The organism is Luteitalea sp. TBR-22 (assembly GCF_016865485.1).
Lineage (GTDB): Bacteria > Acidobacteriota > Vicinamibacteria > Vicinamibacterales > Vicinamibacteraceae > Luteitalea.
This window is the reverse complement of record NZ_AP024452.1, coordinates 5,004,645-5,031,643: the sequence shown is the minus strand read 5'-3', so window position 1 is coordinate 5,031,643 and position 26,999 is coordinate 5,004,645. Positions and strand designations below refer to the sequence as shown.

At 70.5% G+C, this 26,999-nt stretch carries 21 protein-coding genes; 11 read left to right on the top strand and 10 right to left on the bottom strand.

Going from position 1 to position 26,999, the window contains the following annotated elements; all coding sequences use genetic code 11:
* The first annotated feature begins 111 nt into the window (after window positions 1–111).
* Window positions 112–996 (top strand): DUF305 domain-containing protein, encoded by an 885-nt coding sequence (locus TBR22_RS20935; protein WP_239489781.1) that lies wholly within the window; start codon window positions 112–114, stop codon window positions 994–996.
* Window positions 997–1,087: 91 nt separating this feature from the next.
* Here the strand turns inward: TBR22_RS20935 and TBR22_RS20930 are convergent, their stop codons facing one another.
* From TBR22_RS20930 to TBR22_RS20915, 4 genes are all read right to left on the bottom strand, one after another.
* A complete protein-coding gene (locus TBR22_RS20930; RefSeq protein ID WP_239489780.1) occupies window positions 1,088–2,875 on the bottom strand; it encodes a glycoside hydrolase family 15 protein in 1,788 nt (595 codons plus the stop codon).
* Window positions 2,872–3,927 (bottom strand): glucose 1-dehydrogenase, encoded by a 1,056-nt coding sequence (locus tag TBR22_RS20925; RefSeq protein WP_370651543.1) that lies wholly within the window; start codon window positions 3,925–3,927, stop codon window positions 2,872–2,874. The genes TBR22_RS20930 and TBR22_RS20925 overlap by 4 nt, the downstream gene beginning before the upstream one ends.
* Before the next feature lie 65 nt (window positions 3,928–3,992).
* Window positions 3,993–4,643, bottom strand: a complete 651-nt coding sequence (locus tag TBR22_RS20920; RefSeq protein WP_239489778.1) for a class I SAM-dependent methyltransferase — start codon at window positions 4,641–4,643, stop codon at window positions 3,993–3,995.
* On the bottom strand, window positions 4,616–4,987 hold the full coding sequence (locus tag TBR22_RS20915) for a hypothetical protein (RefSeq protein ID WP_239489777.1): 372 nt from the start codon (window positions 4,985–4,987) through the stop codon (window positions 4,616–4,618). The genes TBR22_RS20920 and TBR22_RS20915 overlap by 28 nt, the downstream gene beginning before the upstream one ends.
* 169 nt (window positions 4,988–5,156) lie before the next feature.
* Here TBR22_RS20915 and TBR22_RS20910 point away from each other — a divergent pair, with 169 nt between their 5' ends.
* The 5 genes from TBR22_RS20910 to TBR22_RS20890 all read left to right on the top strand — a co-directional run bounded on the left by TBR22_RS20910 (window position 5,157) and on the right by TBR22_RS20890 (window position 11,296).
* Entirely contained in the window at window positions 5,157–7,373 is a 2,217-nt protein-coding gene (locus TBR22_RS20910; RefSeq protein WP_370651363.1) for a bifunctional alpha,alpha-trehalose-phosphate synthase (UDP-forming)/trehalose-phosphatase, read from the top strand.
* A gap of 24 nt (window positions 7,374–7,397) precedes the next feature.
* Complete coding sequence (locus TBR22_RS20905) at window positions 7,398–7,856, top strand: MarR family winged helix-turn-helix transcriptional regulator (RefSeq protein ID WP_239489775.1); 459 nt, start codon at window positions 7,398–7,400, stop codon at window positions 7,854–7,856.
* Between the two features lie 51 nt (window positions 7,857–7,907).
* Window positions 7,908–8,297, top strand: coding sequence for a two-component system response regulator (locus tag TBR22_RS20900; protein ID WP_239489774.1), 390 nt, complete (start codon window positions 7,908–7,910; stop codon window positions 8,295–8,297).
* Window positions 8,298–8,516: 219 nt separating this feature from the next.
* On the top strand, window positions 8,517–9,659 hold the full coding sequence (locus tag TBR22_RS20895) for a tetratricopeptide repeat protein (RefSeq protein WP_239489773.1): 1,143 nt from the start codon (window positions 8,517–8,519) through the stop codon (window positions 9,657–9,659).
* Window positions 9,656–11,296, top strand: a complete 1,641-nt coding sequence (locus tag TBR22_RS20890) for a chloride channel protein (protein WP_239489772.1) — start codon at window positions 9,656–9,658, stop codon at window positions 11,294–11,296. The genes TBR22_RS20895 and TBR22_RS20890 overlap by 4 nt, the downstream gene beginning before the upstream one ends.
* 434 nt (window positions 11,297–11,730) lie before the next feature.
* Here TBR22_RS20890 and TBR22_RS20885 read toward each other — a convergent pair whose 3' ends face one another.
* Together TBR22_RS20885 and TBR22_RS20880 are read right to left on the bottom strand one after the other, a co-directional pair.
* Window positions 11,731–12,111 (bottom strand): putative quinol monooxygenase, encoded by a 381-nt coding sequence (locus TBR22_RS20885; protein ID WP_239489771.1) that lies wholly within the window; start codon window positions 12,109–12,111, stop codon window positions 11,731–11,733.
* Between the two features lie 88 nt (window positions 12,112–12,199).
* The gene (locus tag TBR22_RS20880; RefSeq protein WP_239489770.1) at window positions 12,200–13,204 is read right to left on the bottom strand and encodes a helix-turn-helix transcriptional regulator; all 1,005 of its coding nucleotides are present in this window, start codon (window positions 13,202–13,204) and stop codon (window positions 12,200–12,202) included.
* A gap of 310 nt (window positions 13,205–13,514) precedes the next feature.
* Between TBR22_RS20880 and TBR22_RS20875 the strand changes: the two genes are divergently transcribed.
* The 4 genes from TBR22_RS20875 (at window position 13,515) to TBR22_RS20860 (ending at window position 17,561) form a co-directional block, all read left to right on the top strand.
* On the top strand, window positions 13,515–14,324 hold the full coding sequence (locus tag TBR22_RS20875) for an SDR family oxidoreductase (protein ID WP_239489769.1): 810 nt from the start codon (window positions 13,515–13,517) through the stop codon (window positions 14,322–14,324).
* 348 nt (window positions 14,325–14,672) lie between these two features.
* Entirely contained in the window at window positions 14,673–15,638 is a 966-nt protein-coding gene (locus TBR22_RS20870; protein ID WP_239489768.1) for a PEP-CTERM sorting domain-containing protein, read from the top strand.
* Window positions 15,639–15,872: 234 nt separating this feature from the next.
* Window positions 15,873–16,610: a PEP-CTERM sorting domain-containing protein gene (locus TBR22_RS20865; protein ID WP_239489767.1), complete on the top strand. Its 738-nt coding sequence runs from the start codon at window positions 15,873–15,875 to the stop codon at window positions 16,608–16,610.
* 114 nt (window positions 16,611–16,724) lie between these two features.
* On the top strand, window positions 16,725–17,561 hold the full coding sequence (locus TBR22_RS20860; RefSeq protein ID WP_239489766.1) for a sugar phosphate isomerase/epimerase: 837 nt from the start codon (window positions 16,725–16,727) through the stop codon (window positions 17,559–17,561).
* A gap of 21 nt (window positions 17,562–17,582) precedes the next feature.
* Here the strand turns inward: TBR22_RS20860 and TBR22_RS20855 are convergent, their stop codons facing one another.
* Window positions 17,583–21,929 carry a chemotaxis protein CheB gene (locus TBR22_RS20855; protein ID WP_239489765.1) on the bottom strand — a complete coding sequence of 1,449 codons (4,347 nt, stop codon included), beginning with the start codon at window positions 21,927–21,929 and terminating at the stop codon, window positions 17,583–17,585.
* Between the two features lie 260 nt (window positions 21,930–22,189).
* Here TBR22_RS20855 and TBR22_RS20850 point away from each other — a divergent pair, with 260 nt between their 5' ends.
* Complete coding sequence (locus TBR22_RS20850) at window positions 22,190–23,161, top strand: hypothetical protein (RefSeq protein WP_239489764.1); 972 nt, start codon at window positions 22,190–22,192, stop codon at window positions 23,159–23,161.
* A gap of 9 nt (window positions 23,162–23,170) precedes the next feature.
* Here TBR22_RS20850 and TBR22_RS20845 read toward each other — a convergent pair whose 3' ends face one another.
* From TBR22_RS20845 to TBR22_RS20835, 3 genes are all read right to left on the bottom strand, one after another.
* A complete protein-coding gene (locus tag TBR22_RS20845) occupies window positions 23,171–25,024 on the bottom strand; it encodes a DUF885 family protein (RefSeq protein ID WP_239489763.1) in 1,854 nt (617 codons plus the stop codon).
* 130 nt (window positions 25,025–25,154) lie between these two features.
* Entirely contained in the window at window positions 25,155–25,448 is a 294-nt protein-coding gene (locus tag TBR22_RS20840) for a hypothetical protein (RefSeq protein ID WP_239489762.1), read from the bottom strand.
* A gap of 91 nt (window positions 25,449–25,539) precedes the next feature.
* On the bottom strand, window positions 25,540–26,988 hold the full coding sequence (locus tag TBR22_RS20835) for a sulfatase (protein WP_239489761.1): 1,449 nt from the start codon (window positions 26,986–26,988) through the stop codon (window positions 25,540–25,542).
* Between the last annotated feature and the right edge of the window lie 11 nt (window positions 26,989–26,999).

Genomic DNA, 26,999 nt, shown 5'->3' with positions numbered 1-26,999 from the left:
ACCGGGCGGACGTCTTGCATGCGCCGTGCGTGCGCGCCGGAGCGTGGCGCCGCTCACTCCCCTGGCCCGCGGGCGACGAGCGAGTCACGCAACGCGGGCACGGAGGACGCGATGCACATGAGCTACTGGCGCTTTGCCGCGATGATCGCAACGTCGACGATCGTCATGTTCGGGTTGATGTACATCCATACGTACACCTGGGATCACGCATACATGAGCGAGACTCGCGGATGGATGGCGCTGCTGATGGGCGCGGTGATGGCGATCATCATGCTCGGCTTCATGCTGGGCATGTATCGGAACCGGATCGCCAACCTGGCCATCTTCATCGGCAGTGCACTCGTGGTCGTCATCGCGGCGTGGCTGATCCGCTCCCAGGCGACGGTCAGTGGGCTCGAATACATGCGGGCCATGGTGCCCCATCATTCGATCGCGTTGCTGACGAGCGAGCGTGCGCGCATCCGGGATGCGCGCGTCAGGAAGCTGGCCGACGAGATCATCGAAGCGCAGCGCAAGGAGATCGCGGAGATGGCCTACCTCATCGACGCGTTGCAGCGCGGCGATGCCCCGGTGACGACCGTGAGCCCCGCTGCGTCACCGGAACTGCTGTCGCCAGGAGATGCGGCCCGTCGAGCCGAGCTGGCCGAAACCGACCTGGAGTCGCTCACCGATGCCGAACTCCGGCAGGCCCTGGGCGACGTCGCGGTCTGCCGGTTCGCCTATGCACCGGATGCCGCCATTGTGGCCGCCGCCACGGCGCGCCGCACGGGGCTCGGGCGGGGCGTCATCAAGCTGCATGGACGCCTGGCTCGCATGGAAGTCTCGTATCCTGCCGCGGCGGGCGGCGGGTTCACGCTGGCTGGCGACGACGTGAAGGTCGACGTGTTCGCGCCGGATGCCGCGGCGACCGATGAGTCGCGCAGGGCTCACGCCAGGTTGACGGTGGGGACGGATCTCGAGGCCGGCTATGCCGGCTACTTCTCGTGCACGCGCTGAACCAGCATCCGCGCGTCCCGCTCACGCCGACCGCAGCGGCAGGGCACGCTGTGCCAGGCGTGCCTCACCGTGCGTGAACGGCCTGCGCGCCTCATGAGGCGCGCTGTCGGGCGGGCTTGGTGGCCCGTGCGAGGTTGTGCGCCGTGTTGACCAGGGCGATGTGGGAGAACGCCTGCGGGAAGTTGCCGACCAGGCGCCCGAGTGCGGGGTCGTACTCCTCGGCCAGCAACCCGACATCGTTGGCGATGCCGACCACCCGCTCGAACAGCAGGCGCGCCTCGTCGATCCGTCCCTGCAGGGTGTAGGCGTCAGCCAGCCACAAGCTGCAGGCGAGGAATGCGCCCTCCCCCGGAGGCAGGCCGTCCTCGGTTCCGCTGGTGTCGTATCGCAGCACGAACCCGTCGCGCAGCAGGTGCCGCTCCACGGCAGCGATCGTGCCCCCCACCCGAGGATCGGTCGCCGGGAGGAAGCCCATCGTCGGCAGCAGCAGGAGACTGGCGTCGAGCCAGGGTTCGCCGTAGGCCTGTACGAAGGTTCCGAGCGCGCGATTGAAGCCCTTCGCGCAGACGTCATCGTGGATGGCCTGCCGGACCTGTCGCCACGTCGGCAGGTCGCCGGGCAATCCGAACCGCTCCGCAGACTTGATGCCGCGATCGAGCGCCACCCACGCCATCACGCGCGAATGCGTGAAGTGGCGCCTGGGGCCGCGTACTTCCCAGATCCCCTCGTCGGGCTGATCCCAGATCGTGGTCACGTGGTCGACGAGCGCGCGCTCGAGCGCCCAGGCCGCAGGCGTGCTTTCGAGACCGCCAAGGCGCGCCTGGTGAAGGGCATCGAGCACTTCGCCGAAGACGTCCAGTTGCAGTTGGTCATGGGCCGCGTTGCCCAGCCGCACCGGGCGCGAGTCGGCGTAGCCGGGCAGCCACGACAGTTCTGCCTCGGTGAGACGGCGCTCGCCCGCGAGCCCATACATGATCTGGACCTGCGACGGGGCGCCAGCCGCTGCCCGGAGCAACCAGGCCCGCCACGCCGCGGCTTCCTCCATGTGCCCCGCGTTCATCAGGGCGAGCAGCGTGAGCGTGGCGTCTCGCAGCCAGCAGTACCGGTAGTCCCAGTTGCGTGAGCCACCGAGCTGCTCGGGCAAGGACGTGGTCGGCGCGGCCACGATGCCCCCGGTGGGGGCGTAGGTGAGCGCCTTCAGCGTGATCAAGGAGCGAGAGACCAGGTCGGCCCAGTCACCACCCGTGCGATGCGGCGCCACCCACTTGTGCCAGAAGGCCAGTGACGCCTGCCGCACGTGCGCGACGTCGACGGGCGGTGGCAGGGGAAGATGCGACGCACCGTAGACGAGCGCCAGGGCGACCTCGTCGCCGGCGCCGACGTCGAAGTACCCGACCGTGCGCAGCCCCTCGCCATGCACCACGGCCGGCGCCTGCAGCACCACCATGTGAGGCCCCGCGACGGCCCGGGTGCGGCCGTCGGGCAGGCGGCTCACCCACGGGACGGTCCGGCCGTAGTCGAAGCGCAGGACCAGTTCGGTGCGCATGCGCACGCGGCCACGGACGCCGCGCACCTGCCGCACCAGATCGGGATGGCGCCCCCTCGGGGGCATGAAGTCGAGCACGACCACCGTACCCTCGGCGGTCTCGTGCGTCGTCTCCAGCATCAACGTATCAGGCAGGTAGCGGCGGGTCGTGGCGACGTCACCCTCCGGCGCGAGGAGCCAGCGCCCGTGCTCCTCCGTGCCGAGCAGCGCAGCGAAACAGGCGTCGGAATCGAAGCGCGGCCAGCAGAGCCAGTCGATCGAGCCGTCGCGCGACACCAGCGCCGCACTCTCGCAGTCACCGATCAGCGCGTAGTCCTCCAGCGGCCGGCTCACGCCTCCTCCATCCTCAGCACCACCTTCACGTCGTCCTCATGGCGTTCGAACGCATCGGCCCATCGATCGAGGGGTACCTGCCGGGTGATGAGTCGCCCCAGCCAGGCGTGGTCGGCGCGTGCCAGGGCCCCGGCTGCCTGTTCGTAGTGGCGACGGTTGGCGTTGACCGACCCGAAGACGACGTCGTTCTCCAGGACCATCCGCCGATTGAGATCGCCCAGGTCGAGGGGCACGGTACGGCCACCCGACGAGACGCCGGCGAGACACACGATGCCCGACGGCGCGCTGCGCGTGAGGACGTCGGCGACGACGGCAGGTGCACCGGTGCACTCGAAGATCATGTCCGGGGCCAGTCGTTCGACACTCGGCAGCGTGGCCGCGTGGTACGTCGCCCCCAGCTCGGCGACCAGCATCGGCTTGGGGCCGCGCGTCACCCGATCGAAGACGTGGACGTCCAGGCCGCGCAGGCGTCCCAGCAATGCGGCGAGCAATCCGATGGGGCCGGCCCCGGTGATCAGTACCGATCGGGGACGCCAGGCATCGGATCGCTGCCCGATCCGCTCGGCGTGTTCCCAGGCCTTGGCGACGACACTGGTCGGCTCCAGCAGCACGCCGAGAGTCCCGAGCGCGTTCTCGACCCGCACGGCATAGGCCGGCTCGAGCCTGAAACGCTCGGACGCGTAACCATCGAGCGACTTGATGCCCCGCTCGGTGTATGCGCCATTGCGACACATGTCCCATTCGCCCTGCGCGCAGTAGGCGCAGGGCAAGGGATCGGGGCGACGTACGATGCCGACGACGAGATCGCCAGGGGCGAATCCGGAATCCGGAGGGGCTTCGAGGACGCGGCCGATCGATTCGTGGCCGAGTATGAGGCGTTGGCGTCCGTCCGGGGCCCACCCGTACTCGCCACGCACGATGTCCACGTCGGTGCCACAGATGCCGACGGCGATCGCCTGCACCAGCAGCGCGCCATCGGTCAGGGCAGGTTCTGCCACCTGCTCGAGCCTGGCCGAGCCGGAGACGCCGGGTTGGACGGTGAGCGCTCTCATGAGCGGTGCGCGCGGGGAGAACGGTTCGTCATGGGCGTCGCTCATGCAAGATGTGGGGCAACCCGTCACCGCTGCCACACGTCGGCCCGCACGAGCCCCCACGAGTACTCGCGGCGGTCGCGGAGCACGAACCCCCGCGCGGCGAGCAGCGGGTCCGGCGGCGTCAGCCGGGTGGCCTGCAGTGTCGTGAGCCTGCGAAAGGCCGAGTACATCACCCGGTGCATGGCCGCGGCGCGCACGCGGGCGAGCCCCGCGGGCGGCACGGCGAAGTCGGTGACGAGCCACAACGATCGCGGCCGGGCCGCCGTGGCCAACAGGTCGATCACGCGATCGAGGGACGCGGCGTCGAAACAGTCGAGGAAGAAGTGCGTCGCGATCACGTCGTAGCTGGCCGGTTCAGGCCTCCAGGCGGTGGCGTCGGCATGTACCCACCTGGCGAGGCGGGCATGTCGGGCGAGTCGCCGTTGGGCCACACGGCGCATGCCGGGGCTGGCATCGAGACAGGTCAGTTCGACCGCCGGCCGGCGCTGGAGCAGTGCGTCCGCGAAGCGTCCGTGGCCTTCACCCGCACTGAGCACTCGCGCATCGACGGCGACGGCATCGATCCACGTCGTGCGAGCGCGCTGCAGCAGCGTGCCTGCCAGCAGCGTCTCGGCGCCGTCGTACCAGGGCGCGATGGCGTCGAAGCTCATCCACGACCCCAGACGAGCAGGCACGCGATGCCGCCGAGCACGTAGGCGACCACGTCGAGGGGGTCCGACACCGGGCCGTGCACGAGCGCGGGAGCCAGCACTTCCGCGGCGACACTCCACGCGCCGAGCAGGAGGCCGACCTCGGCCAACGTCGGTGGCCGGTCGTCGGCCCGCCATCCGACACGCCGCTCCAGCCACAGCCAGGGCGGCAGGCCGACTGGCAGCAGGAGCACGTCCACCTGCTGGCCGGTGGCCCAGCCGACGGGGTGCCCGACGACGCGCGTTGCCGCGCGGATGAGCACGTACGAGCCGACGGCCGCCAGGAAGAGGGGCTCGCGGACGTAGCGGAACGGCCTCGAGGGACTCACAGGAGGACAGCCGTGGCGACTCCGATGCCAAGCGCCACGACGAGCCGTGTCAGGAGACGGAGCATGCCGTCATTGTAGCGGGCCAGGCGTGAATCGGTTTGTCCTCCAACTAATCGCTGCTATGCTCGCCTGCGGGTGGCCGATGTCGCCCCGACTCGACAGGAGGTGGATGGTGAGTGCAGGCGAGACGCGCTTGCTCGTCGTCGCAAACCGCCTGCCGGTGACAGCGCGCGCACACAAGGACGGGGTGCGGCTCGCGATGTCCAGCGGCGGCCTCGCGACCGGGCTGCGCAACTGGCAGGAGCGGGCCGGAGCGATCTGGATTGGCTGGCCGGGCGACGTGTCGCGGTTCTCGCCTGCCCAACTGGCCGACCTCGATCGTCAACTGGACCGCAGCGGGGTCGTCCCGGTGCACCTGACCGCCGACGAAATCGCCACGTACTACGAGGGCTTCGCCAACCAGGTGCTCTGGCCGCTGTGCCACTACCTGGTGGATCGGGTGCCTGTAGACGCGACGGGCTGGCGCACGTACTGCGACGTGAATGCGAGGTTTGCCGACGCGGTCTGTCAGGCGTGGCGGCCGGGCGACCTCGTGTGGGTACACGACTACCAGCTGATGCTGGTGCCGTCGCTGATCCGAGAGCGACTGCCCGAGGCACGGATCGGCTACTTCCACCACATCCCGTTCCCCTCGTCCGAGGTGCTGCGGATACTGCCGTGGCGGCAGGAGGTGCTCCGTGGACTGCTCGGGGCCGACGTGATCGGGTTCCACACGTTCGCCTACCGCCGGCATTTCCTGACGTCCTTGCTGGACACCGAGGGGCTCGAGGCGGAGGTCGACACCCTGGAGGTGGGCGGCCGGACGGTGCACACCGGCGTGTTCCCGATGGGGATCGATGCGGCACACTTCGAGGCCCTCGCTCGTGAGCCCGAGACGCAGGCCGTCGTCGCTCGGCTGCGTGAAGAGGCGGCCGGCCGCCACATCGTGCTCGGGGTGGACCGCCTCGACTACACCAAGGGCATCCCGCGTCGCCTCCTCGCCTTCGAGCGCCTGCTCGAGCGCCGCCCCGACCTGCGTGACCGCGTGCGATACGTCCAGGTGGCCGTGCCCTCACGGGAGGGCGTGGACGCCTATCGGTCCTTCCGGCGACAGGTCGACGAGCTCGTCGGGCGTGTGAACGGCCGCTTCACCACGCTCGGTGCCGTGCCGGTCCACTACCTCCACCGCTCGGTGACCCAGCGGGAACTCGTCGGGCTCTTCGGGGCGGCGGACGTGATGCTCGTCACGCCCCTGCGGGACGGCATGAACCTCGTCGCCAAGGAGTTCGTCGCCGCGCGGCCCGACGGCGACGGCGTGCTCGTGCTGAGTGAATTCGCCGGGGCGGCCGCTGAACTGGGCGACGCCCTGATCGTCAATCCGTACGACGTCGATGCGCTGTCGGACTGCATCGAGCGAGCGCTGACGATGCCCGACACGGAGCGGCGACTCCGGATGGCGAACCTGCGGGCGCGCGTCCGTCGCCACGACGTGCACGCCTGGGCCTCTGGTTACCTCGGTGCGCTCACGCAGGCCACTGCGGTGGCGACCGACGCCGGCGACCGGCCTGTGGATGGGGAAGCCGCGCTCCTGGCCGCGGTGACCGTCGCGGAGCCGCAACGCTGGTGCCTGCTGCTCGATTACGATGGCACGCTCACGCCGATCGTCGAGCGACCGGAACTCGCGACGCCGAACGACGACCTCCTTGACCTGCTGCGTGAACTGGCGGGTGCCGCCGAGGTCGACGTGCATCTCGTGAGTGGCCGACCTCGCGACACGCTCGAGCGATGGCTGGGCAGCCTGCCCGTCGACCTCTGGGCCGAGCACGGCTTCTGGCACCGCCCGGCGCGGCAATCGCGTTGGGAGTCCGCGACGGCCGTGCCCGAGGATTGGTGGGTGAAGGTCCTGCCCATCCTCGAGTCGTTCGCGGCGACCACGCCCGGGACGCGGGTCGAGCAGAAGAGTGCCGCACTGGCGTGGCATTACCGTGGCGCCGACCCGGCGTTCGGTGAGCGGCAGGCGCACGAGCTGCGGCTGGTCCTCGGTGACGCCCTGAGCAACCAGCCCCTGGAAGTGGTCGAGGGCAAGAAGGTGGTGGAGATCCGGCTCCGTGGGGTGAGCAAGGCGGCGGCAGCGCGACACGTGCGGCGGCGTCACGGCCCGACGCGGCAGGTGATCGCCGTCGGCGATGACCGGACCGACGAGGACCTCTTCCAGGCGCTGCCCGACGGCATCACCGTCAAGGTCGGCCCCGGCGCGACCGCGGCCCGTTACCGCCTCGACGACGTGCCGGCCGTGCACCGCGTCCTGCGGAGCCTGCTCACCACGTGGGCGCGGGCCGTCCCCTGACGATCGTGGCGTATCATCCCGGCCATGCCGCGCACGACGCGCTCTTCCGACCTGCCCGACGTTCTCGCCTTCATGGAAGGACTCTGGGCCGTCGTGCACCGGATGGAGCGCCTGTCGAAACAGATGGCAGCCCATGGCGGGGTCACCGGTCCGCAACGCCTGGTGTTGCGCCTCATCGGCCTGTTCCCCGGCATCTCCGCCGGTGACCTCGCGGCCACCCTCCACCTGCATCCGAGCACGTTGACGGGCGTGCTCCGCCGCCTCGAGGCGCAGCAGTTGCTGACGCGCCAGCCGGCCGCCGAGGACCGGCGACGGACCACGCTCACTCTGACGCGACAGGGGCAGCGTGTCAGTCGCAACGTCCGCCAGACGGTCGAGGGCGCCGTTGCCGCCGCGCTCGCGCAGTCCCCGAGGGCACACCGGATCGCTACGCGCCGCTTCCTCGCTCGACTGGCCGCGTGTCTGGATCAGGAACTGAGCTGATCGAGGGCCGCGCGGTGTGGACTCGGCGCGGGATGTGCACCGCTCCCGTGCATGCCTCGGGCCCGGCTCCTCCTCCTTTCCGCCGATCACGACGCGCGCCACCTGTACGTGCAGTGGTTCGCGCGCACGTCCGACCTCGTCACTTCCTGCTCCGGATCACCCACCGAGGCGCGTGCCCGCCTCGAGGCGCAGGGAGCCGATGTGATTCTCGTCGACCTGACGCCGGCCACGCACTGGGACGACTGGTTGCGTCTCGTTCCGGACGGCCCACATCCCCCGGTGGTCGTGCTGACCGGCTGGGTCGCGCACGACGGACGATTCCGGCATCGGGCCTTCGGGCTCGGGTGCGCCGCCTTCGTCGCCAAGCCCTGTCATCCCCGAGTCCTGGCGGCGGTGCTCGGACGCGTGCTGCGCGGCGAGCGCGACATCTCCATCACCTGAATGAAGGGTCGAGGTGGAGCCCGCAGGCATGTCGACGGCGGCTTGCCCCCGTCACGATATCGTCAGATTGGCGTCGCGGCGTCGCCTGCGCGTCACGCGCCTGGCGCAGGCGTCGGGTGCCCGGGGCCATGGCGGTCTCATTCGTTGCTGCTCAAAGCAAGTCACTGGTATCCTGACCCACACGCGAGCGGCGAACGCAGCCGCCGCGCGTGTCCGTCCATGGTGGTCCACGACTCACCCGACCACGGGGCCGATGTGGCCGATGCCGCGCCGGTCCGCGGCGCACCGATCGACGTCCGGGCGTATGCCGGGCTTGCCGCGATTCTGGTCGGGCTGTGGCTCGCGGCCGGCGCGCTCTCCGGCGCTGCCCACCAGCAGCGTCATCGTCGCAGTACCCAGCTCGGCGCCGAGGGATCGATCGCGCTCGAGCAGGGGCGGCATGGCGAGGCGGCGTACCTGCTGCGACAGGCCGTGGCTCTGGAACCCGACGACCCGGCACTCCGGTTGACCCTGGGCAAGGCGCTGGCCGGACTCGATCGGCCGCAGGAGGCGCTGCCCTACGTGAAGGATGTCCTGGCCGCCGATCCCGTGAACGGCGAGGCCAACCTCGTGCTCGCGCGCCTGCTCCGTCGCACGGGCGATGACGATGGCGCGGAAGCGGCCTACTACCGGGCCATCTACGGGCGCTGGCGCAGTGGCCAGCAGGGCCTGCGCGTGCAACCCCGGCTCGAACTGGTCTCGCTGTTCCGCGACGCAGGCCGACGCGAGCGACTCCGTGCGGCGTTGCTCGAACTGTCAGGCGCCTTCCCGGGCGACCGGGCCCTGCAGCTGCAGGCTGGCCGAGAACTGCTCGAGGCCGGCTTCGCCGACGATGCCGCCCGGCTGCTCAGGACGCTGGTCGAGCGGTTTGCCGACCCCGGAGCCGGCGTGAGCCTGCTCGCTGAAGCGGAGTTTGCGCGCGGACATCTCATCGACGCCTACGCCGCGGCGGGGCGCGCCCTCGCGCGTGACCCCGGCGATCGAGCGGCGGCCAGGCTCCATCGCCTGAGTGCCCGAATCCTGTCGCTCGACCCCGATCAACCACGCATCTCCTCGTCTGCCCGGCGTGACCGCATCCGGCACCTGCTGATCGAAGCCCGCAGCCGGCTCGTCGCGTGCGCGCCACCCTCGGCCACCGCCGCATCACCGACCATCCTGCCGGCCGTTGACCGGTGGGTCACCAGGCGTTCGGCAGACGTGGAGGTCGGCCGGGCCTTGCTCGCCGCGGCGGCCTCGAGCGTGGCACAGCAGTGTCCGGCGCCAGCGAAGGACGACGCCGCCGGCCTCCTGCTGCAGCAGCTCGGAGCGGGGCTCGCGTCGTGAGAGATGCGCGTCCAGACGTCGGGCGCGGGGCCCTGCTCACCGAGGCTCAGCGCTTCCTGGTGCTGGCGGTCCTGATCGGGATCTGTACAGGCCTCGTGGTCGTGTGCTTCCACGCCGCGATCGAACTGCTGGCGCTGGCGGCCAGCCGCCTGGCGCAGCGACCCGGCCTCGCGGTCCTCCTTCCAGCACTCGGCGCCGCCGTAGCTGCCCTCGTGGTCCACTGGAGCCCGGTGAGCGGCGGGAGTGGCATCGTCCAGACGAAGTCCGCGCTGTACGTCTCCGACGGCGCCATCCCCTTCGGCGCGGTTCCCGGCAAGTTCGCCGCGTGCGTGTTGTCGCTCGGCAGTGGCACGCCACTCGGTCCCGAGGATCCGGCACTGCTGATGGGCGCCGGCATCGCGTCGCGCCTCGGACGCTTGTTCGGGCTGACGCGGCGGTCCATGCGGCTGATTGCGCCGACGGGCGCGGCGGCAGGCATCGCGGCCGCCTTCAACACCCCCATCACCGGCGTCCTCTTCGTGCTCGAGGAAGTGGTGTCGGGCTTCGACACGGCCGTGCTCGGGTCGATCGTGCTCGCAGCCGTGTCCTCGGTGGTGACCACGCAACTGTTCCTCGGGGAGAATCCGCTGTTCTCGGTCCCGGTGGTGCCGTCGGTCCGGTCGGCGCCGGAATTGACGGCGCTCGTGGTCCTGGGGCTGGCGTCGGGGCTGTTTGCGACCGTCTACATCCGCGGCATGGAACTGGTGCGGTATCGCCTCGGCGCCGTTCACCTCCCCCCAGCCGTCGGTCCGTTCTGCGCGGGGATCGTCGTCGGGGTGGTCGGCCTGGCCATCCCCGATGTTCTCGGCACGGGGTATCTCGCCATGGACGGCGCCCTCCACAGCCAGTACACGTGGCAGACCATGGGCCTGTTGGCCTTGCTGAAAGTGGCGGTCGCGGCCGTGGCCTTCGGCACCGGCACGCCCGGTGGGCTGTTCGCGCCGACCTTGTTCGTGGGCGTGATGCTCGGCGGGGCCACCGGAGGCCTGCTCACCACGTTCCTGCTGCCGGCGTCCGAGGCACAGCCCACGTTCCTCCTGGCGGGCATGGCCGGCGTGTTCGCCGGCGTGTTCCGTGCGCCCATGACGGCCGTCTTCATGACCTTCGAGCTGAGTGGTACGGCAGCCGCGATCCTGCCGGCCATGATCACCTCGACCGTCGGGTTCCTGGTGGCTCGGCAGTTCCACCGCCAGTCGATCCTCGACCTGGTGGCGAGCCACGAGGGGGCTGCCTTTCCGTCGGCGCGACTGGCCCGGCCCCACGGCCCGCTCCGCGTCGAGGATGCGATGGATGCCGCATCGACCGCGGCCGGCGCTGGCGTGACGGTCCGGCACGTGCCGGGGCAGGGATGGCACGTCGTCGAGGTGGGCCTCGACGGAGTGGGCGTCACGCTGCGGCAACGGGTCGAGCCCGTGTACCCCGATGAACTGCTGGATGTGCCAATGCGCTCGTTGCCCGGTGCGCCGATCATCCCGGTGATCTCGCGTCTGGATGCCACGCAGTTGCTCGGGGTCATCACCGATGACAGCATCCGACGAGCCTACGGTTTCAACGCATCAGGTCAGCTGCAGGCTCGCGACGATGATCCTGCGGCGTGAGTCCGGGAGGGCAGGGCACCTCGGCGTCCGGTTGCACGAGACCGTGTGTTGTCAGAACGCCCAGCCACGCACCGCGCGATGCTGAGCAAGGGCCTAGGCGCCGGCGGCCTCACCGTCGGTCGCCGCGGCGACCGCGTGTCGTGGTCTCTGGATGCCGAGAGGCCCGCTCCACGACGTTCTGCAGTTCCCGGACGTTGCCCGGCCATTCGTGCGCGCCGAGCAGATCGAGCGCCCCGGGGGAGCACCCCTCGAGGTGCCGGCCGACCTGCTCTGCACAGCGATTGGCGAAGAACGTCGCCAGCAGGGGGATGTCGCCGCGCCGTTCACGCAGCGGAGGCAGGCGAATGGGGAAGACACTCAGTCGTGTGCCGCGGAGCGAACCACGAGGCGGCCTCCGCGCCGGCGCCCCCAGCGCGTGGCGCGTCGGCCGTTAGTCACAGGCTGAGGAATGGCGCGTACACCCGTGGGGCGAATGGCGCGGTGGCGGCGCGCAGTTCAGTCGAGGGCGTCCCGCAAATCTCCAGCGTCAGGTCACACACCTCGAACAGCGCCATGAGCGCCGGCCCAAGATTGGCCAGGTGCTCCAGTGCCGCCGCCGAGTCGCGATACGCCTCCCTGACGACGCACTCGGTGCCCTCATCATCCAGAAACCAGTCGTACTGTCGGGTGCCGGTGTCGCGCTCCCGCACCAGGCGCACACACTCGGCAGCGCGTGCCTCGAACTGCTCCCGCTTGCCCGAATGAATGGCCAGCCGTGCCGTCACCTGCAATGTGTCCATGTGATCGCTCCTGCGGCCGAGGTCGCCGCGTTTCACCGGGGTGCCTGCGAGTCACGCCCCGCGTGCCCGCGGCCATCCTTGCCAGGCGCTCACAGTAGGGGCCGCCGGCAGTGACACCAAGCCCCTAAAAGATTCCCGGCGCGCCGCGGCCACGCTCACTCGCCGTTGCGGTACGTGTCGCGAAGCGCCGGAGCCCCTCGTCCATCGTGGATGAGCGCTCGTAGGGCGTCAGCTCCGACGGGTTGCTGCGCACGAAGTCGAGGACCACATGGCGCACCTGCGACCCGCGCGCCATGTCGTCGACGTCGCGTACCGGCAGCAGGCCGGGGAGCCGCACCTGCACACGCTCGTAGGCGCGCGTCAGTCGCGACTTCACGGCCGCCACGCTGAGGCCGAGTCGTGCCGCGATCAATGCGTCGGTGGCGCCCTCGAGCGCCTCGCGCAGCACGTCCTGCTCAGGCTCGGTGAACTGCACGCGAGGCGGGAAGTACGTGAACATCGGCAGCAGCGCGCTGTACCCGTTGGTCGCCTGAGCGTGCGTCAGGCTGAACATCGCGGAGGCCGCCGGCGTCCCGCCGGGCGTCGTGCCGCTCCAGACGCGAACATCAGGATAGGCACCGCTGCGCTGCACGATGTGTGCTCCAAGGGTCCCGAACGCGACGCCGACGATGCGCCGCAGCCGGAAGCCGCGATGGATGTCGAAGAAGTTCTGGAGCAGCGTGCCGACGACGACGGCGAACTCGGTGTCGCTGGCGTCGGCGAGCTCGTAGCCCTGCGCGCACACCACCAGGTCGAGGCCGTTGCCGGCATTGCCTCGGCCGATGCCGCTCAGATCCAGGACGTCCCCGCGGCCAGCCTCCGACAGGAACGTGCGGGCAATTCCTTCGGGCGGTCCGGCGAACACCTGGTCCACGGCAGACGTTCGTGCAAACAGCGTGAAGCCGAAGAACCGCGCCGCGCCCGTCTCGTCGAGCACAAGGCTCCCGCGTGCGTGCCTGCTCGCAAGGAGATCCGCCGCGGTGCGGACCATCGCCTCGAACTCGTCATCGGTGTGGAACGAACGGCCGCCCCAGAGTGGCCGGCACAGGGCCAGCCGCTCGGGCGTCAACGTCACGGATCGCAACCGCATGCACGTGCCTCCCCCAGGCCGATACATCCCCTGCCGGGAACCGCCGAATGGTGATGTGACTGCAACTTGGCAGAGCTGCGCGAACCCCCCTGGTGTGACGAGATCTACTCATGCTGCTCGGTCTTCACGCGCTCCCCCCGACTTGCTGCTTCATCAGCCACCGCGGAGCTTTCAGCTTCTCGTCGGGGAGGCGCCGTTCGCGTACGGTTCCGAGACCTGTTCACGCCCATAACGGTCGACGCGGCTGTTCCGTACAGCTGTGGTCGCCAGAGGTATCGCTGAAGGCTCAGGCCCAGGAGACGACCCGCACATGCACAAGACACTCGAAGGCAAGTCCGTACTGGTCACGGGGAGCTCGCGCGGCATCGGGCGGGGGATCGCCGTCCGCCTGGCCGAGCGCGGTGCGAGGGTCTGCGTGAACTACCGGCAGGACGAGGACGCCGCTCGTCACACGCTGGCCGCCGTCGAGCGGGCCGGCAGCACCGGCTTCATCGTGCAGGCCGACGTGTCACGCCGGGAGGACGTGGCGATGCTTGCCACGCGCGTACAGGAGCAGTTCGGCACGCTCGACGTGTACGTGAGCAACGCGCTCGGCAACCTCCTCGGGTTCCTGAGCCCGCCGTTCATCGTGTCGCTGGCGCAGTTCGACGAGGCCTTCGCCTGCCAGGCGCGCGCCTTCTTCATGGGGGTGCAGGCGCTGAACGGGCTGATGCGCGACGCCGGGCGGATCATCGCGCTGAGTTACTGGCCCGGGAGTCACCTCGGAGGCTTCCAGCCGTACTTCGCGATGGGGGCCAACAAGGCCGCGGTGGAAGCGATGTGCCGCTACTACGCCGTGGCACTGGCGCGGCGAGGCATCACGGTGAATGCCGTGTGCGCCGGGTTGACCGACGACAGCATCGTGAACCAGTTGCCGCCACCCGCCCGCGACGCACTGCTCGGCAGGCTGCGGGACGGATGGACGCCGATGGGACGCCCCGGGACGCCTGCCGACATCGGCGGCGCCGTCGCGGCGCTCTGCGGCGACGACGCGGCCTGGATCACGGGACAGACGATCGTGGCCGACGGCGGGGCGTCGTTGATGAGCCCCGAGGCGCCGCTCGACTTCCAGCGCGCCTGACGTGTCGTGAACACGTGCGCCGCGATCGCGTCGGCGACCGTGCCGCCGTAGTGGTTCAGCAGGGGCGCAGGGTCGGCGGCCACGTGCTTCACCCTCCGCGAGGGTGCCGACTGCCGACGGCGCGCCTGCCCACTCCGCCGTGAACCGGCTCACGGCCGGCGGGAGTGCGCGGGGAGGTCTTTCAGGGACACGGCCAGATGCGGCCTTGCTCGAAAGGGTAGGCAGGGTGAAAATGCCGAGCTGGATCCCGTTCAGGTGCCGGCATGTCCGGCCTGCAAGTCCCCTTACCGTCCCGCCCCGTGCGGGATGAGGTGGCTCTCCATGAGTTCTCGAGTGGCGTCCTGTGTGATGTCCCTGGTCCTGCTCGCCGGCGTGCCGTTGCCGGCCAGTGCCGCGCTGCTGCTCAATTCGTACGCCCAGTATCGGACCGGCGACGATCAGTTCCACCCGGAGGGAGAGCAGGCCTTCGGAACGAGGGGCGAGGCGTTCGGCACCGATGCGGTCTCGCTTGCCTACACGGGCGGCGGCCCCCTGGGCGGGCAGTTCTCGTTCACCGGGTCGGCGTCCTCCGCGGCGCTCGCGCTCAGGGCCGCGGCGGCGCTCAGCCTCTCCGACTACCGGCTCGGCTCGTACTACATGATCGACGGGCAACCGTACGATTACCTTCCGCAGAGCGGCTTCGCGCAGGCCCTGTCGATCGACCAGACGATCATCAACGGCCCCGACGCGACTTACTCCCTCCAGTTCAGCTACCGATTGACCGGGACCGCCCAGCGAGCGCCGGATCAGTTCGACTCGTTCTTCCGCCCCGGTGTCGGCACCGGGCTGGCCCTGCGCACGCTGGGCACCGACACGCTGGTCGGCTCCGAGGGCGTGTTCTTCTATCCGGGGGCGTCCGACGACCGCCTGCTGGTCTGGACGATCGCCGGGGTGCCCTCGAACACCGCGCTGTCACTGACCCAGTACCTGAGGCTCATCCTCTACTCGGCCGACACCATGTACCTGGGCAGCGAGCCCTGCGACAGCGGCATCATGCTGCCGCCGGGCACCGACCCGAGCCCCAGGCCGTGCATGACCGGGCTGATTGGCGCCGACCCCTACTCGGTCGGACTGAGCGCCGATTTCGGCCACACCCTGCAACTGCAGCACGTGGCGGTCCTCGGGGCGGGCGGCGGCGTCGCCCCGGGAGCCGCACTGGTCTCCCTCAACGGCGTGCGGTACCCCGGTCAGGCCGACGTGCCGGCGCCAGCGACGATCAGCCTGCTGGTCGCCGGATTGGCCGCGGTTGCCGGTCGTCGCCGCTGGCGGCGCTGAGGCCCCGCCCGGTCGGCCCCGCTCGCCGACCGCACACGAGGGCGGCACACGCCGCGGCGGCCGGATGCCGTCGCGGGGTGTCCCGCCAGGAACGCCTGATCCTCTCCGCTCGAGCTTGACGCCCGCATTGCAGCCGCCGATCATCCACGACGCATTCACGAGGCGTCATGCGCACGCGCGCCGCGTCATCAGGGAGCGCCGCCCGCTTCGCATGTCCTGGAAGGAGAGCCGCACATGCGTCCTGGTTCGCGAATCTGCATCGGTCTGTGCATCGTGGGTCTGTTCTGTGGCGCTGGCCGCAACGCCGAGGCCGCCGTCATCACGGGCATCGGTCAGTTCATCCTTCCCGGTGCCAGCACCGGCTCCTTGTCGTTCTCGCCGGCCGTCGCCCCCAACAACGACAACGCCACGGCTGCGAGCCCGAACACCATCTCGACGGGCCTGGGTCCGTTCCTGAACGCCGGCGGGTTCGGCATCCTCGACTACGAGTTCGTCGTCGCGGAGTCGGGGGGCACCACCGAGTACGCGTTCACCACCAACGTGATCAACAACACCGGTGTCGCGTGGAACGACTTCCACTTCGAGCTGGGCTTCGGCACCGGCGACAGCTTCGTGGCCGTGGCCTCGGGCGCCGCGCTCGACTTCGACACGCCGGACCGCGATCCCGCGCCGGCCTCGTCGGTGTTCCCGACGCTGGACGCCAGCTCGAACCGCCTCGACTGGTCAGGGGCCACGGTCAACTACCTGGGAGGCGGTGCGGGGCCGTTCTCGTCGGCCTTCACGCTGTCGTTCGACGTCCCCGACGGCATCGCGGCCCTCAACCCACAGGGCCTGAACCGCTTCACCCTGCGGTCGTATCCCACCGCGACGCCCGTCCCGGAGCCGACCACGTCGGCGCTCTTGGTGGCAGGACTGGCGATCCTCGCGTCGCGTCGCCGTGCCCGGAACGCGCGCCGGCCCGGCGACCGCTAGCCGCGGGCCGGACGCCGCGCACCCCGCGCGCTATCATGTCCGCACTTGCCGCGCGACCGCGTCCACGCGACGCGGCGCGCGTGATCAGGCCCGTCCCGGGCCGAGGTACGAGACGTGATCCAACCCTATGCCATCGGTGTGTGCAGCTGGTCGCTGCAGGTGAAGAGCGTGCCCGAACTGCGCGCCTTCCTCGACCAGCTCGGCGTCAACGTGATCCAGATCGCATGCGGCGACCCGCACCATGCCTCGTGGAACGAGGGCGACGACATGCCTGCCGCGGCCCTGGCCGCCGGCTTCGACATCCACGCCGCGATGATCGGCTTCCCCGGCGAGGACTACACGACGCCGCAGACGATCAAGGAGACCGGCGGTTTCGGTAACCCGGCGACCCGAGCGGCGCGGCTCGAGACGTTGAAGTGGGCCCTGGCCCGCACCAAGGAGCTCGGCGTCGATCGCCTGATGATGCACGGCGGCTTCATCCCCGAGCCCGGCGACGAGGGCCGCACGGCCTTCCTCGACACGCTCGGCGAGGCGTCGGCCCTGGCGCGGGCGCATGGCGTGACGCTCGGCCTCGAGACGGGGCAGGAGACGGCCGACCTGCTGCGTCGGACGCTCGACGACCTGCAGTGCGACAACGTGAAGGTGAACTTCGACCCCGCCAACATGCTGCTGTACGACATGGGCGACCCGATCCGCGCCATCGAGATCCTCGGCCCCGACATCGCGACCGTGCACTGCAAGGACGCCTTCCGGCCGACGACGCCCGGCACGTGGGGCCAGGAAGTGCCGCTCGGTCAGGGCGCCGTCAACATGCCCCTGTTCATCGAGACGCTGAAGAAGGTGGGCTACACCGGGCCGCTCGTCATCGAGCGGGAGGTCGGCAACCAGCAGGAGCGGCTGGCCGACTGCGCGCACGGCATCACCGTGCTGCGCGACATCCTGAAGGGCTGACGCCGGTGGCGCCGGCCCCGCTCAGTCCGGCGCCCCTTCTGGCGCAACGCTGCTGCGCACCAGGTCGAGGATCGTCTCGAGCGACACGGGCTTGACCACATGGTGGTCGAAGCCCGCGGCCGTCGCCCGCTCGACGTCCTCCGGCTGGCCGTATCCCGTCAACGCGATGAGCAACGCCTTCGACGTCGCGCGGCTGGCGCGCAGGTGGCGGGCCACCTCGTAGCCGGACATGCCGGGCAGGCCGATGTCCAGCATCACGATGTCCGGATGGAAGTCCGCCGCCGCCTCGAGCGCGCTCGTCCCGTCCTGCGCGGTCCGCACGGCGTGCCCCTCGTGCCCGAGCACGAATGCCAGGCTCTCGGCGCCATCGGCGTTGTCGTCGACCACGAGGATGCGGCGGGCGCCGCGTGGCACGGACGCCTGGTCGGTCGGCTCCGCCGCCGGGCGCTCCTGCCGTGGCAGCCTGGGAAGGCGGACGATGAACTCGCTGCCGCACCCGCGGCCGGCGCTGCGCGCCTCGACCGACCCGCCGTGCGCGCCCACGAGCCGGGCCACGAGGCAGAGCCCGATGCCCAGGCCGCCCTTGGCGCGATCGAGCGTCTTGTCCTCCTGGGAGAAGAGGTCGAACACCCTCGGCAGCATCTCCGCCGAGATGCCGGCCCCCTGATCGGTCACGCTGAAGACGACATCGCCCGGCGTGGTCGTGACCGCCAGACGGATGTCGGTGCCCTCGTCGGAGTACTTGCAGGCGTTGTCGAGGAGGTTGCCGAGCACCTGGGTGAGCCGCACGAGATCGCCCTCGACATGGCACGTCTCGCCCGGAAGCGTCACGGTGAGCCGCTGGTGGCGTGCGGCGATCGACGGCTGGCTCAGGTCCTGTGCGCGCTGCACCAGCACCGTCACGTCGATGGGCTCGCGCGTCAGTGCGACCTTGCCGCTGGTGATGCGCGCCACGTCCATCAACTCGTCGACGAGGCGTGCGAGTTGCTGGGTCTGCCTGGCGATGACGGCGCTGGCCCATGCGATCGTCGGATCGGTGGGATGGCACCGATCGATCACCGCCACGGCATTGGCGACCGGGAACAGCGGGTTGCGCAGTTCGTGCGCCAGCATGGCGAGGAACTCGTCCTTGCGCTCGCTCTCGCGCGCAATCGCCTGCTCGGCGCGCTTCCGATCCTCGATGTCCACCGAGATGCTCACATAGCCGATCGGCTCGCCGGCCTCGTCGCGACGGGTGGCCGCCGTGGTGCGGATCCAGCGGTAGGCCCCGTCGTGACGACGCAGGCGCATGTCGCCTTCGTAGCGTGTCCGGGCGTTCCGCGCCTCGGCCATGCGTTGCAGGTACCCCGGCAGGTCGTCGGGATGGATGTAGCGGAACCAGCCGTCGGCCAGCAGCGATTCGGCAGCGCTCTCCCCGGTGTACGCGAGCCAGGCGCGGTTGAGGAACTCCGCCTGGCCGGCGCCGTCCTCGATCCGCATCAACATCGGCACGTCATCGGCCATCGAGCGGAACCGCAGTTCGCTCTCGTGCCGCAGCGCGTCGGTGATGTCGCGTTCCGTGCTGACCACCGCGTAGGGCACGCCCGCGTCGTCGCGCAGGGCGGAGGCGGTCACCGAGATGTTCCGCAGCCGCCCGTCGCGCCGCATCCGGCGGGCCGTGACGGGTCCCTCCGAGCCGGCGGTGCGCACGCGTTCGGCGCGGGCCAGCGCGCCTCCGCTCGCGTCGGTGGGTTCGAGCTCGCCGACGTGCATGTCGAGGGCCGCTTGCCGCGGGTATCCGTACGCCCGTTCCGCGCCGTCATTCCAGAAGAGGATGCGGCCCGCGAAATCGTGCACGAGGATGGCGTCGTTGGAGTCGCGCAGCACGGTGGCCAGGTGCCGCGCGTCCTGCGCGGCCCTGCGCAGCGCCGTGATCTCGACATACGTGATCACGACGCCCTCGATCCGATCGTCGCGCGTCCGGTATGGCAGCACCCGGCGCAGGAACCAGGCGCCATCGCTGGTCGCGACCTCGGCCTCCCGCGGCTGGAGGTCGCCGAGCACGCCGGCCGCTGCCGTGAGCAGCTCCGGATCGCTGACGATGCCGGCGATGTCGGCAAGGGGGCGGCCTTCGTCGGTGGGAAGCACCCGGAACAGCCGTGCCGTCTCCCGTGTGAATCGCCGGATGCGGAAGTCGCGATCCAGGAACAGCGTGGCGACGTGGCTGCTGTCCATGAAGTTGCGCAGGTCGCCGAGTGCGAGCTCCAGCTGCGCGACCTTGTCCTCGAGCTCGCCGTTGACGCTGGAGAGCTCCTCGTTCATCGACTGCAGTTCTTCCTTCGAGGTCTGCAGTTCCTCGTTGGAGGACTGCAGTTCCTCGTTCAGCGACATCGCCTCCTCGTTGGCCACCCGCAGTTCCGCGTTGGTCGCCTCGCTCTCGACCTCCGAGGCCGCGAGCTCGCCGCGCAGTCGCTGCACCTCCGCCTCCAGGGCAGAGTTCTCGTGGGGCGCGCTTTCGGGCGAGGCACCGTCGTGCGGCGTGTCCTCGAAGCCCACGACCAGCAGCCCGGTGTGGGCGACGTCGCTCACCGGCGTCACGCTGACCTGCATCGGCTGCATGCTGCCGTCACGCTTCACGTATGCATCGACCCGGACCGGCTGCCCCGAGGTGATCGCCTGCTGCAACGCGCCGCGCACGCGTGAGCGCAGGCCCTCGCGGAGCAGCGACAGCAGGTCCCACGCGGGCTTCCCGGAGGGCTGCAACATCCGCGACGTCTCGCCGTGGAAGTACAGCGCCCGATAGTCGCGATTGACGAGGATTGCCGCGGTACTCTTCCCAAGGTGCTCGCGTACCACGGCGGCACCATCGATCTCGTCGCCGGCGACCGGCCGTGTCACCGGTGTGAGGAAGCCGCCGGGCCCGCTCCAGTGGCCCTCGAAGGGGCGCGGCAGTCGCGTTGTGGTGCCGATGCGCCTGAAGATGCGGTGCGTGCGGGAGGCGACCTCGAACATCTCCGCCTGCTGGCCGAGGCTCTCGCTCTTGCCGAGGAACAGCAGGCCGGTGGGGTTCAGCGCGAAGTGGAAGACCTCGAGGATCCGCCCCTGCTGGGCGGGTTCGAAGTAGATCAGGACGTTACGACAGACGATCAGATCGAGCTTCGAGAAGGGTGGGTCACGCACGAGGTCCTGCGGCGAGAACAGCACCGACTCGCGCAGTGCCTTGCGCACCACGTAGCGATCACCCTGCTTGTCGAAGAAGCGCGCCAGGCGCTGCGGCCCGACCTCGTCGGCGATCGAAGCCGGGTACGATCCGATGCGCGCGAAGGCCAGCGCCTCCGTGTCGACGTCGCTGGCAAACACGTTGACGGTCGCGGCGTTGCCGTCATCGCCCATGAGCTCGAGCAGCAGCATGGCGACCGAGTAGCTCTCCTCGCCGGTGGCGCAGCCGGGCGTCCACACGCGGACGCCCGTGCCGGCGGCCCGGCGCTCCGCGGCCAGGCGGGCCAGCCCGCTCTCGGCCAACGCCTCCCAGGCCTCGGGCTGGCGGAAGAACTCGGTGACGTTGATCAGGAAGTCCTTCACCAACGCGCGCAGTTCCTCGTCGGACTCGCTCAGCAGCGAGACGTACGCGTCGGCGTCGGGGACGGCCGTCACGCCCATCCGTCGCCGCAGCCGGCGCAACAGCATGGCGGGCCGATACCAGCGGAAGTCCCTGCCGGTGCGATCGCGCACGAGGGCGAGGACCTGCGGCAACCGCGCCGACACGTTCGCGTCGTCGTCGGGGGGCACCCGTTCTGCGGCCGACTCCGGCGCCACGGGCTCGGGGACGTGCTCGATGTAGTCGATCAGCGCCTGACCCATCCGCTCGACGGGCAGGATGGCATCGGGACGCGCCGACTCGATGGCGCTGCTCGGCATCCCCGGGAACTGCGCCGTGGCGGGTTCCTGCACGAGGGCGAGTCCACCTGCCGCCTTGATCTCCCGGAGTCCGGCCGTGCCGTCGTGATCGGCGCCACTCAGCACGATGCCCGCGGAGCGTTCCTGCTGATCCTCGGCAAGCGCGCGCATGAAGTGGTCGATCGGGTGCGGCACCGTCGGGCGTGGCTGCGCCTGCGCGAGCGTCAGGTGCCCGCGGTCAATCCCCATCAGCCGGTTCGGCGGAATGACGTAGACGTGTCCGGGCGCAATCAGCTCCGCGTCCTGGACCTCGGTGACCGGCATGCCGGTCGCGCGCTGCAGGACCTCCGCCATCCGACTCTCGTGCTGTGGCGCGAGGTGCGTCACGACGACGAAGGCGAAGCGCGGGTCGGGTGGCATGCCCGCGAAGAAGCCCTGCAGCGCTTCCAGGCCACCGGCCGACGCACCGAGCGCCACGATCGTGAGAGACACTGACGTTGGCTCCTGTGCCCCGCAGGGCCCGGCACGGGCAACGGACATCGCTGGAGCCGGCTGCGTCATTGTGCGCCCAAACCGTTGCCGCCGCCGCTCCGGCAGCGATCCGCCCGAATTGGTTGCTCCTCAACTCATGTGTGAAGGCGTGACCCTGTCAGGGCTTGTAGGCTTCCATCTCGCTCGCCGCGACAGCACCGGGTGGTCCTGGCGGAGGCGACGGCTTGTCGTTGCCGTTGGTGCCTGCCAGACTGCCCCGCATGCTCCTCTCGACACGCGCCACGTGCGCCTTCCTGCTGGCCGTCGGCCTGCTGGCGCCCGGGCCTGCATCGCCCCTCGCGGGACGATCTGCGGCGCAGAATCGCGCCCGATCCGAGTCCGGCCCGTTCCTCGGCCAGCCGCTCCCCGGCGACACGCCCGTGGTGTTCGCCCCGGGTGAGGTGTCCACCGAGGCACGCGAGCTCGGGGTCGTCTTCGCGCCGGATGGTCGCGAGATCTACTACACGCGCGTCGTCGAGAAGCTGCCGATGCTGTTCCGCCGTCGCCTCCTGGATGGACGGTGGTCCGCCGAGGAGCGACTGGCGCTGGTCGCCGGTCAGCCCGACGCCGACCACTCCGATCCGGCGATCTCGCCCGACGGCCAGCGTCTCTACTTCGTCAGCGGGGCGCGTACCGACGCCTTCGCCCCGGGCGGCAACATCTGGATGGCCCGGCGACAGGGGGCAGGATGGGGGGCCGCGGAACTGCTGCCGGCGCCGGTGAACTCGGATGGCGGCGAGCTGTACCCGATCGCGGTGGCCGACGGGAGCCTCTATTTCGCGTCCAACCGCTCCGGCGGCCTCGGCGAGCAGGACATCTACCGCGCGCAGTACCGCGACGGCGCGTTCGTCGAGGCGGTGAACCTCGGTGCGCCGATCAACACGGCGATGACCGAGGTCGATCCGTACGTGTCTCCGGACGAACGGACGCTGGTCGTCGCGGCCCGGCGCGAGGGCAACCGCGGCGCCCTCGACCTGTACGCCTCGGTCCGCACGGCCTCTGGCGGCTGGACACCCCTGACGCCACTCGGCGCCGCAGTGAACACCGAGCTGACCGACTACTGCCCGATGCTGTCACCCGATGGCCAGTACTTCTTCTTCTCGCGCCGCACGGCGCAGGGCGGCGACATCTACTGGATGCGCGCCAGCGGGCTGGTGCCGCCCGTCACCCCCGGTCGCCCGCCCGGCAAGTGACGCGCGCGATCAGGGCCGCTTGGTGGTGCGGACGTACTGCTCGACGTTGCGCTTCAGCACGTCGAGCGGCACGTTGCCACCGCGCACCACCGTGTCGTTGAAGCCCCGCACGTCGAAGGCGCCGCCCAGTGCTGCCTTCGCGGCGTCGCGCTGGCGGTTGATCTCGCCGTGGCCGACCTTGTAGCCGCACGCCTGTCCCGGCCATGCACAGTACCGATCCACCTCGCTGGCGACCTCGAGCGGGTTGGAGCCGTTGACGTCGACGAAGAACTGCACGCCCTGCTCGCGCGTCCACCGCTTGGCGTGGAGCCCGGTGTCCACCACCAGCCGGCAGGCACGGAACGCCAGTGACTGCAGGTAGCCGAGGCGCCCGACCTCGTCGCCGTCGTAGGCGCCGAGTTCGTCGGCGAGCTGCTCGGCGTACAGTGCCCAGCCTTCCGAGTAGGCGTTGAAGGCGAGCATCTGACGGATCAGCGGCATGTCGTGCGTGTACTCGCCCTGCCAGATGTGTCCCGGAATCGCCTCGTGGAAGGTCAGGTCCGCGAGGCTGTACTTGCTGTGCAGATCGGTGGTCCGCAGGTTGATCCAGAAGCGGCCCGGGATGGTGCCGTCCACAGAGCCTGCGCCGCCGTACGCGGCCGGCGCGCCCGGTTCCTCCTCGGGCGGCAGGCGTCGCACCTCCATGTTGGGATTCACGAGGGTGTTGAAGGCGCGGGGCATCTGCGCGCGGATCCACGCGAGGCGGTCGTCGATGAACCTGCGGATCTCGGCGCGCCCGGCGTCGCCCTCGGCGAACTTGTAGCGCTCGTCCTTCGCCAGCGCCTGCATGCGCGCGCCGACGCTGCCGTCGGTGTACCCGACGCGCTTCAGGATCTCGTCCATCCGCGCGTGCAACGCCTTCAGCTCCCGCTGTCCCGTCTCATGCACTTCCTCCGGCGACATCGTCGTGGTGGTCGACGCGCGAAGCGCCCAGCGGTAGTAGTCCTCGCCCTTCGGCCGTGCCCACATGCCGGCGTCGGAGGTGGCCAGGCCTCGCTGGGTCCGCAGCTCGGCGAGCTGTCGCTCGAGGGCCGGGGCAATCTCCGTCGTCGCGATGGCCCGCGCGCGGGTCGCCCAGTCGCCGGGGATGTCCCTGGTGCGTCGCGCGATGGACTCGACGAGCGCGCCGCCCTCGCGCGTGCCGGCGAGCGAAAGCCCCAGCTGGGCGATGGCCTTGTCGAGCAGGAACGCGGGCGGCACCAGGCCCATGGCGCGAGCCGCCTTGATCCGGGCCAGCTCGCCGTCGGCCTGCCGGGCGTACGACTGCAGCCGCGCCAGGTACGCCTCGGCGTCAGCAGCCCGTTCGATGCGATGGTCGGCGTCGAGGAATCGCGGCACGTCGAGGTAGGCGCCGACGTTCTGCACCACGACGTAGGGCGTGATGCGCCAGCCGCCGACCGGCACGTCGCCGTACGGCAGCGCGAAGCCCTCGAGCGTGGTCGCGTAGGCGCTGCGCACCACGTCCAGGCTCGTGCGCGTCGCCGGGGAGAGCGCCGACGCATCCACCCTGGTCACGCGATCCAGGTCGCGCCGCAGCTGTGCGGCGATCCGCTGCTGGCCCTCGGCCGAGCGATCCATCAACCGCCCACGCAGGCCAGCGCGCGCGCCGGTGTCGAGCCCCAGCGAGGTCGCCGTCTCGGGCACGAGTTGGAGCAGGGCGTTGCCGATGTCGTCGAGCAGCCCACGCGCCTCGGCCTCGGTGGTCGCACCAGGTGCGCCCGCGGGAGCGGAAGGCTCGCGACGGCAGCCGCCGATCAGCGGCCAGGTGGCGCCGCACGCCAGCGCGGTGATCGCACCTCGACGAGTCCACAGGGCATCAGGCACAGGACGTCTCCGCCTCGGTCATGGCCGCGACCGTGAGCGGGCGCGGCTGGATCGGGAGCATGCCATAGCTGCGGCGAAGGGGCGCCCCGGTGCGGTCCTCCTGAAGGGGGCACGACCTGGCGACGCATGGTCACTGCGCGCCGCCGGGGATGGCCGCCAGGCGGAAGACCAGGATGAGAGGCAGCGCGAACAGCATGATGACGGCCGGCACCGCGAAGACCAGCATCAGGACCAGCGCTGCGTCTTCCAGCCAGCCAAGGGCGAGCTGGCGGAACGTCGGCGCCGGGGCGGGCGCGGCGGCGACCATCACCGGCCCGCTCGACGCGCCCGCGCCCAGGGCGGTGCCGGTGGGCAGGCGGACGTGGGGCGGCGTGGAGCCGGGGGCACTCGGCGCCAGGGCAATCGCGATCGGAGGCAGGGCCATGCTGCCAGACTACGACCTCGAGGCGCGAGTGTCTGTGCACAAGTGCACGCCGGCCGCGGTGCGGACCTGCCTCGGCCGCGTCTCGGCCGCGTCACGGCCGCGGCGGCTCGCCCTGCGCCATCAGGGCGCGAAGGCGTTGCTGCAGGTCGGTCACCGTGTCGCGGTGCGTCGGATCGGCCGCCAGGTTGCGCAGCTCGTCGGGGTCGGCCTCGACGTCGTAGAGCTCCGTGCCCCGGCCTCCCTCCCACTCGCTGTAGCGCCAGCGCTCGGTGCGGACGCTGTAGCCCATGAACCCGTCGGTGGCGTTGCCGCGCCGCACCTGCGACAGCGCCGCGTGGTCCCACGGCGCGCCCGGGTCGACCAGCAGCGGCGCGAGCGATCGGCCGTGCAGGCCCGCGGGCGCCGCCAGTCCGGCCAGCCCGGTGATCGTCGGGTAGATGTCGAGGAACTCCACCACCCGCGCGCTGCTCGCCCCGCGTGCCGTCACGCCAGCGCCCGCCACGATGACCGGGGCGCGCGTCGCGCGCTCGAACAGCGTCTGCTTCATCCACTGCCCGCGGTCACCGAGGTGATAGCCGTGGTCGCTCACGAACACCACGATCGTGTCGTCGGCCAGGCCGAGGCGTTCGAGCGCGTCGAGCACGCGGCCGACGTTGGCGTCGAGGAACGAGATCGACGCGTAGTACGCCCGCAGCACCAGGCGCTGTTGCTGCTCGTCGAGGCCCCAGTGCGGCGGGTTGGTGAACCACGCCGGCCGCGGGATGTCCGGCGCGCGCGGGTGGGCCGGCGGCAGGCGCACCTGGTCGAGCGGATACATGTCGAAATATCTCGTCGGGGCGATGAACGGGCAGTGCGGACGATAGAACCCCGCGGCGAGGAAGAACGGCCTGTCGCGGTACTGCTCGAGGAGGGCGATCGTCTCTGTGGCGACCTTGCCGTCGGTGTGGGCCTCGTCCGGGGCAGGCGACGCGTAGTAGGCCAGCGAACTGCCGAAGCCCTGGCGTCCCGGCGTGAAGTTGGTGAGCATCGGCTCCTCGTCCTTGTCGACGCCGCGCGGGTTCACCGTGTGATCCCAGGAGGCGGGGTCGTCGAGGCCAGGCGTGCCGATCTGCCCGGGGTTGCCGTAGTGATAGATCTTGCCGACGCGTGCCGACACGTACCCGGCGCGCCTGAACACCTGCGGCAACGTGATGACATCCGGGTGGATCGTCCGGAAGTCGGTCTGCAGGTCGTGGATGCGCGTCGTGTCGGGCCGCAGCCCCGTCAGCATCGAGACGCGGCTGGGACTGCAGAGCGGGAACTGCGTGTACGCGCGCGTGAACCGCACGCCGCGCGCCGCCAGGCGATCGAGGTTCGGCGTCCTGACCACGGGGTGCCCGAAGGTCCCGACGTCGTCGCTGAGGTCGTCGGCCATGATCAGCAGCACGTTGGGGCGTCGCGCCGCCGTCGACTGCACGCTGGCCGTCCCGGTTGCGCCGGAAAGCAGGCAGATCACCCACGCGAGCGCCGCCACGGCGCCCTGGACCGCACGTGAACTCATCGGATTCCTCC